Annotated in this window: 8 protein-coding genes; 7 read left to right on the top strand and 1 reads right to left on the bottom strand. The window is 41.5% G+C overall.

Going from position 1 to position 7417, the window contains the following annotated elements; genetic code table 11:
- Window positions 1–16 precede the first annotated feature (16 nt).
- From HOD97_03095 to HOD97_03065, 7 genes are read left to right on the top strand one after another with little or no spacing between them, the layout of a single operon-like run.
- Complete coding sequence (locus tag HOD97_03095) at window positions 17–1192, top strand: T9SS type A sorting domain-containing protein (GenBank protein MBT4280599.1); 1176 nt, start codon at window positions 17–19, stop codon at window positions 1190–1192.
- A gap of 35 nt (window positions 1193–1227) precedes the next feature.
- Window positions 1228–2199: a VWA domain-containing protein gene (locus tag HOD97_03090; protein MBT4280598.1), complete on the top strand. Its 972-nt coding sequence runs from the start codon at window positions 1228–1230 to the stop codon at window positions 2197–2199.
- A complete protein-coding gene (locus HOD97_03085; protein MBT4280597.1) occupies window positions 2196–3212 on the top strand; it encodes a VWA domain-containing protein in 1017 nt (338 codons plus the stop codon). Before HOD97_03090 ends, HOD97_03085 begins: the two co-directional genes overlap by 4 nt.
- The gene (locus HOD97_03080) at window positions 3199–3975 is read left to right on the top strand and encodes a tetratricopeptide repeat protein (GenBank protein MBT4280596.1); all 777 of its coding nucleotides are present in this window, start codon (window positions 3199–3201) and stop codon (window positions 3973–3975) included. Before HOD97_03085 ends, HOD97_03080 begins: the two co-directional genes overlap by 14 nt.
- Window positions 3972–5696 carry a protein BatD gene (locus HOD97_03075; GenBank protein ID MBT4280595.1) on the top strand — a complete coding sequence of 575 codons (1725 nt, stop codon included), beginning with the start codon at window positions 3972–3974 and terminating at the stop codon, window positions 5694–5696. Before HOD97_03080 ends, HOD97_03075 begins: the two co-directional genes overlap by 4 nt.
- The gene (locus HOD97_03070) at window positions 5693–6448 is read left to right on the top strand and encodes a tetratricopeptide repeat protein (protein ID MBT4280594.1); all 756 of its coding nucleotides are present in this window, start codon (window positions 5693–5695) and stop codon (window positions 6446–6448) included. Before HOD97_03075 ends, HOD97_03070 begins: the two co-directional genes overlap by 4 nt.
- Entirely contained in the window at window positions 6445–6885 is a 441-nt protein-coding gene (locus tag HOD97_03065) for an SPOR domain-containing protein (GenBank protein MBT4280593.1), read from the top strand. Before HOD97_03070 ends, HOD97_03065 begins: the two co-directional genes overlap by 4 nt.
- A 4-nt stretch (window positions 6886–6889) precedes the next feature.
- Here the strand turns inward: HOD97_03065 and HOD97_03060 are convergent, their stop codons facing one another.
- A complete protein-coding gene (locus HOD97_03060; GenBank protein MBT4280592.1) occupies window positions 6890–7408 on the bottom strand; it encodes a hypothetical protein in 519 nt (172 codons plus the stop codon).
- Window positions 7409–7417 lie beyond the last annotated feature (9 nt).

Here is a 7417-nt window from a genome sequence, read left to right as displayed (position 1 = left end):
CAACGGCATCACTGCCATGAGATCCTGTAATACCACCAATAATGTGATTAAAAATTGTGATGTTGCAGTACACACCTGGCATATGTCTTCCCCCAATCTGGGTCATGGTCCCTACAGACTCAGACCCTGGCTTGATGTTTCCTACGATTTATTGGGTTACAACTCTATTTACGGTAACGAGGTTAATTTTCATAATCAGGGAAGTACCATCTACGCCATAGGAAATAACTGGTCTTTACAATCCTGTTCTTTTACCGGTCCGTTTGGTTTTGATGAAGCATCTGTTGAGAATGTGTTGTGGGAACCGGTTTTAGCAGAACTGGTTCCTTCCCCTGAGATTGCCAATATAGAAGAGCTGTATCACAAGGCATCTAAACTGGAAGCAGCAGGCGATTTTGAAGCTGCACTGGATCTTTATGCTCAGGTTGTAACGGCAGTCCCCAATGAAAAACCTGGCGAACTTTCCCTGTACGGATTGGCACGCTGTTACAAGGCACTGAATCAAGAAGAAGCTATGATACTGGCACTTGTATCTATTTCAGAGCAATTTGAAGGAACCGGTGTACATAAACACGCTCATTCACTCTTGTCTTCTCACAAGATTAAAGACGGGGAACTAGCAATGCTTTTAGAAGCAGAAGGTCACATTCATACTATCCGCACTGAATACCCGAATAATGAGATGGAACCCAAACTTTTGTACGAAGAATTTCTAATTGCCAAGAAACGAGGCGATGGTCCTTTAGGCAGAACCACTGCAGGCAGCCATGTACACTTAAGTACAAAAGAGGTGTACCGAAAACTAAAAGAAAACTATCCCGACTCCCCGTTTACGTTTCTGGCTGGTTTAGAGTCAGCAAACAGTAAAAAGATAAAAACCACCCCAGCAGTTCCAACATCATTTACCCTGTATCCCGCCTATCCCAATCCCTTTAATCCAACAACCACCATTCGGTTTGATATAGAAACTTCCGCCAACATAAACCTGACGGTATATGATATCTACGGCAGGGAAGTAACTCAACTGGTTCAGGAAGTAAAAACCTCCGGCAGGCACAAGGTTATCTGGGACGGCAGGGATAAAACCGGAAGAGAAGTTGCCACTGGTATGTACATCTGTAAACTGACATCCAAGTCTTTAAAGACCGGCAGAATGTTTACACAATCTAATAAAATGATTTTGTTGAAATAGTATGAATTTTATCAAACAATGCCAGTTTTGAAACCATGATTGAGTTCTCTCATCCCTGGATTCTCATATTCCTGGCGCTTATTCCAATACTGTGGATTTGGATGCTGAAGGCAGGCCAAAAACTGGAGGGCACAGTTTTGGTTTCATCCCATCGCATTTTTCCGGAAAGCATCAAGAAAAAAGGAATTCTGAAATCCCGTCTTCTTAAAATCCTTCGGCTTTCTGTTTTGTCTCTTATTATTGTCGGTCTCGCCGGTCCGCGCAGAATTGACACCCTTCAGGAAACGAATGTGGATGTGGTGGATATCGTGCTCGTCATTGATATTTCGAGCAGTATGCTGGCGACTGATTTTGAGCCGAACCGCCTCGAAGCGGTAAAAAAGACGGCCGATATGTTTATTCAGGAACGGGAAGGCGACAGAATGGGATTGCTTGTTTTTGCCGGCGAAACGTTTATTCAATGTCCGCTGACGGTAGATCAGGATGTGGTGAGGCGACTACTGGCGGATGTCCGCGTGGCAGAGCAAGCGTATGACGGAACCGCCATCGGCATGGCAATTGCCAACGCAACCAACCGGCTCAGGAACAGCAAAGCAAAAAGTAAGGTCATGATTTTACTTTCGGACGGAAGCAACAATGCCGGCGAACTTGATCCGTTGACGGCGGCCGATCTCGCAAGTCAATTTGGAATAAAAATTTATACTATCGGCGCAGGAACCGACCGATCGGTTTCCTTCGTGCCGGGGCGGGGAAATATGAGAAATGTTATTGATGAAAAAACATTGAAAAGTATTGCCGATAAAACAGGAGGCCGGTATTTCCGGGCAAAGGACAGATTCGGATTAGAAGAGGTGTATGCTGAAATCAATGCTCTCGAACGGACCGAAATCAAAGTGAAGGAATATACTCGGTACGAGGAATTATTTGCGTGGTTCCTGCTGCCGGCATTGGTGGCCGGATTGGGCACAGAATCCTTTGAGCGGCACGTATTAAGGAAGCGAACATGATAGCTTTTCGCCATCCCATATTTTTACTAATACTGATTCCAATTGCAGGCTTGATGCTTGTGTGGCTGGCTCAAAATAGGAAGCGTACGCCGTGGCTGAAGGGAAGTTCAGCCTCAGTGCAAAAAGCACTGCTTTCCGGTTTGGATGAAAACCGAAAGAAACGAAAAGGATGGTTTTTTGCGTTTAGCTTAATGCTTCTCATTTTCGCAGTATCCGGTCCGCAAATCGGAATTCGGCTTAGTCCTGTGGAACGCAAAGGTATAGACCTCGTTTTTGCCATTGATGTATCCAACAGCATGAATGCGGAAGATGTAAAACCCAGCCGTCTTGAAAAAGCAAAATATGAAATTTCTCAAGTCATTCGAAGATTGAAAGGTGACAGAGTTGCTATGATTGTATATGCTGGCGTCAGCCATTTCTATCTTCCGCTGACAACGGATTACGAAGCGGCGCAGCTCTTTTTGGAAAATATCGATACGGGAATGATTCCAACGCAAGGCACTTCACTGAGTTCTGCTCTCAATACGGCAATTTCAGGATTTCAAGAAGAGAGCCAAAAACATAAAGTGGTCATTCTTGTATCTGATGGTGAAGATCATGAAGGCGAAGCGGTTGCTATTGCTGAAAAGGCGACAAAAAATGGAATGACCATTCATACGGTAGGTGTAGGTACCCTTAAAGGATCGCTGATTCCTGTCCCTCACCAAAGGGAAAACAATATGCAATATAAACGAGACCGAAGCGGGAAATTGGTTACAACCATGTTAAATGAGGGAATCCTGAAAGATCTTGCGGAGGCGGGAAATGGTATTTATACTCGGTTTGATAATCGGCAAGGTGGATTTAACGCGTTGCTAAATGCCGTCGATGATATGGAAAAGAAAACATTTAAAACATTTGTATATTCGGAATTCGAAGATCGATACCAAATATTTACGGCCTTATCCATGCTGTTTTGGATTGCAGGATTTGTCTATCCAACTTCAAGAAAACGAAACCATGATCAAGATTAATTTCATTTTCATCATTATAGCATTGTCTTTCGCAAATGCGGAGGACGATAAAGGGCTTTCTCATTTCAAAAAGGGTGAATTTGACAAAGCCATTCAATATTACGAATCCACCTTGGGCCAAGGCGGTTCGGAGGATAAAGCGCATTTTGGCATCGGAACTTCTGCTTTAAGTCAAGGCAATGTAGAAATGGCGATGGATGCCTTTGAACGAGCGTTGAATACGGAAGACGATGCGTTGAAAGCAAAAGCGTATTACAATATGGGAAACGCGCTATTCAATGCCAAGCGGAATGAAGAAAGTCTAGCATTTTTTAGAAAAGCGCTTGAGTTGAACCCTGACGATACAGATGCCAAATATAATTATGAAATGATTCGATATCAGGCACAAGAAAATCAGGAACAACAGCAAAACCAAGATTCTAATTCAGAACAAAGCGAAGATCAGGATAAACAAGATCAGCAGAAACAGGAATCCGAAAATAAGGAAGAGGGTGATCAGAAAGAAAATCAGCAAAAGAGTGAAGATGATCAAAAGCAAGACGAAGGAGAACAGAAAGAATCAGAATCACAAAATGGCCAAAATGATCAAGATGAAAATTCCGAAGAACAGTCTCCTGCAAAACAGGACGAAACTTCTGCCGAAGAAATGGAAGATTTACGGAATGCTGAGCGTATTTTAGATGCATTAAAAGAAGATGAAAAAATACTTCAGAAACGACAGATGGCACGTGTAAAATCCCGCAAACTTGAGAAGGACTGGTGAAGAGAATCTTCAAATATTTGTTTCCTACGATAGTTGGAATAATAACGCACCTGGGAGCGGTAAGTGTATCTGCTTCCGTGGACGCTAATATCATCAGCCGGAGTGACGTATTTTCCTATAAGGTGGTAGCGAAAGATGCCGATCAAACACCGAATGTGGATATTTCCCCGCTACTTAAAAACTTCAATATCGTGAGCGGTCCGGCGCAGCAAACGAATGTTCAATGGGTGAATGGGAAAATGACAAGTTCTCGAAGTTTAACGTGGACACTCACAGCAACCAAAAATGGGAAAATTTTAATACCGTCTTTAAGTATTACGCTTGGGGGGATGCGATATAAAACAAATCCTATCAACATGGTGGTGAAATCCGATGGGAATACCGACGCAACCAACGCAGATATTTTCATCATTGCCTCTGCGGATAAAGAAACCGCTTTTGTTGGTGAACAGGTTACTGTTTCGTACAAATTGTTCACCAAAGTGAATTTGTCTTTGTCTAATGTGGAATATCCAAAAGGAACCGGATTTTGGGTTGAAGATCTTCGAAAGCCGGCATCGCCGAGGCATCGAGACACTCAGGTGAATGGTGTTCGATACCGTTCTTATACTTTGTACGAAGCTGCCTTTTTTCCGACGAAAACAGGCGATCTTTTTGTGGATCCAATGAAAGTGAACTGTGCAGTTTCTGTCAACCAAAAACGGAAAAAAGACCCATTTTTTGATTCACCATTTTTTGATTCATTTTTCACCCAAACGGTGCAAAAAGTAATTCAATCAAAGAAGGTAAAATTGAATGTTATACCATACCCAAGCGGTAAACCTTCAGATTTTACTGGAGCGGTTGGCACATTTACATTGGATTCAAAATTGGATGCCCAAAAATTGAAAGTTAATGAGGCAGTAACTTTTAAAATTAACCTAAGAGGCACAGGAAATTTTAATCTGTTTAGTCTTCCTGAAATTACTTTTCAAAGCGATATTCAAGTCCATTCGCCAACATCTGTTTTTCAAAAAGAAACGCTTAGAGATCAACTTACCGGCGAGCTAACCATTGAGTATATTTTGATTCCGAGAGAAGCAGGCCGAGTGTACATCCCAAAAGTTGAGCTTGTATATTTTAATCCTGAAACAAAATCATGGGATCGTGCCAAAACGCCCGGACATAGTTTGATTGTAGAGGAAGGGGATCAAACTGCTGTTGCGCCCGGTCTTTCAAGAAGCGAAGTGGAATTACTAAAAGAGGACATTCATTATATCAAAACAGACGTGCCTTCGTGGCATAAAAAGGGGGCGAGCCCTATTTCAATTGTTGCATGGCTGATGTATGGATTTTCTGCGTTATTATTTCTGTCGCCGTATCCATTGGAAACTGCACGCAAGAAAGCCATCGCATCTGCTCCGGAACGACGTTCGAAAGCTGCTTTAAGAAAGGCGTTGAAAACGCTATCTAAAGTATCAGAAAATCCGGATTCTGAAATTCCCGGAACGATTTATCATTATTTATCTGAAAAATGCGGACTAGATGTCCGAGCAATGGATCCCATGGGCGCTCAAGACATTTTACAAAACAAAATATCGGAAGCATTACAATTTGAAATTATCAGGATTCTATCCGCCTGCGATGCAATTCGATATGCTCCCGGCCAAGAACTTGAAGCAGCAGAATTAATTGAAGAAGCACAATCTGTTCTTACGAAAATTGATGAACAATTATCATGAAAGATTATCTAATTAAACGAGTAATTTTTTGTTTTATTTCTGGAATGCTTTCAGGTCAAGAATCTGCTGATGATTTATACAACAAAGGGAATGCATACTATTCGTCTGATCAATTTCAAGAAGCATCTCAATTGTATGAATCATTAATTCATTCTGTTGAGCATGAAGATCTTTATTATAATTTGGGCAATGCATACTTCAGGCAAGGGGAAATTGGCAATGCTATTTGGGCGTACGAAAAAGGTCTTCAGTTTAATCCGCGGGACAAGGATTTACAGCACAACAATGCGTTGGTAAGGGCGCATGTAAGAGACAGGATTGATTTCCCAAAAGGAATGATTCTCGTTGATTATTATCGGTCGCTGAAGCAAAAAGTGACTTTAGGCGATGTTTTTATTCTTGGCGGAATTTTTCTTCTGATATCGGCTGTAAGTTGGGTTGGAAAATTATTTGGTTTCATTCGTGGGCGTGCATATCGCAGGATTATTCTTCCATCGGTCATAGGTGTACTTGCAATTCACGGATTTATGTTGGATTTGTATTGGGATATTACCGGATCGCAGCAGGCAGTAGTTATTACGCCCGTAGTAGAAGCACTTTCATCACCGGCCGGTTCAGATGATAAGATTCTGTTTCGTATCCATGAAGGCACCGTTGTACAAATAACTCAAGATTATCCGGAATGGGTGGAAATTGTTTTGCTTGATGGGAAGAAAGGGTGGATTCCCGATAAAACACTGCGAGCCTTATGAATTTCGTTATCCCAATCCTGTTCATCGTGATTGCTTCCGGGCAAGATTCTCTGAAAAATGAATCATTCGATGCTTCGATATTAAAAACCCCTCAACCCAATTGGCCGGCCGTATTGGATCCGCTTATAAAAAATACAAGCGATCTTGATAAAGCGCTTGGATTGGATTCAACCCAACTTATTCTAGAAGGATTTCGGGTGCAGGTTTTTGCGTCAGATCAAAAAGAAAAAGCTGATAGTATGAAGATAGTTTTAGAAAATATTATCCAGGAACCGGTTTTTGTTACATTTGAAGTACCTCATTACAAAGTTCGTTTGGGGAACTGTATAAACAGGGTAGATGCCGAACGGCTTCAGAAGAGGTTAAATGAAATTGGCTACCGCAATGCGTGGATTATCCGAACACGAATTGAAACTCAAAAACCGTTTAAATATTAAAAATTCAGGCTTTTGCCAAATGCCGCAAAAGTTTTCTGCCTCTCGATTTCATGGCAGGGGAACCGTTTTCAGTTAAGTCTTTAATAATAGGGAATACTTCCTGAATTATTTCTTTATCATTTCCGGCTAAATCAGTCAATGCTTGCATTGTAAAGGTGACCACAATTCTGCTTTTGTCTGTTAGAAATCGTTGAAATAATTTGATCAAATCTTTCCGTTCCCTTTTACTTAGTGGTATGCGTGGAACGATTTGACATAAATGCCACCGGACTTCCTGCTGATCGGCTTGAGAAATCAATTCAATTAATCGGTTTTTATGAGGATTCAACCATTCAGGATAGTTAGTAGTTAGTTTTTCAATTGCATCTGCTGACCGCATGGCAATCAATTCGTTGTTGCTGGAAATTCCATTAATTAAAATTGAAAATAAGGAAGGATCCTTTTTAACTAATACAACAACATCTTCAACACCTTTCACCATGCGCTTGTCGCCATAGGATAGTGATTTTAAAAGTGGATGCATGTTTCAGCT

The organism is Candidatus Neomarinimicrobiota bacterium, assembly GCA_018651745.1.
Lineage (GTDB): Bacteria > Fidelibacterota > Marinisomatia > Marinisomatales > TCS55 > JAAZYX01.
Note: the sequence above shows the minus strand (reverse complement) of the source record. Positions and strands in the feature narration are given on the sequence as shown.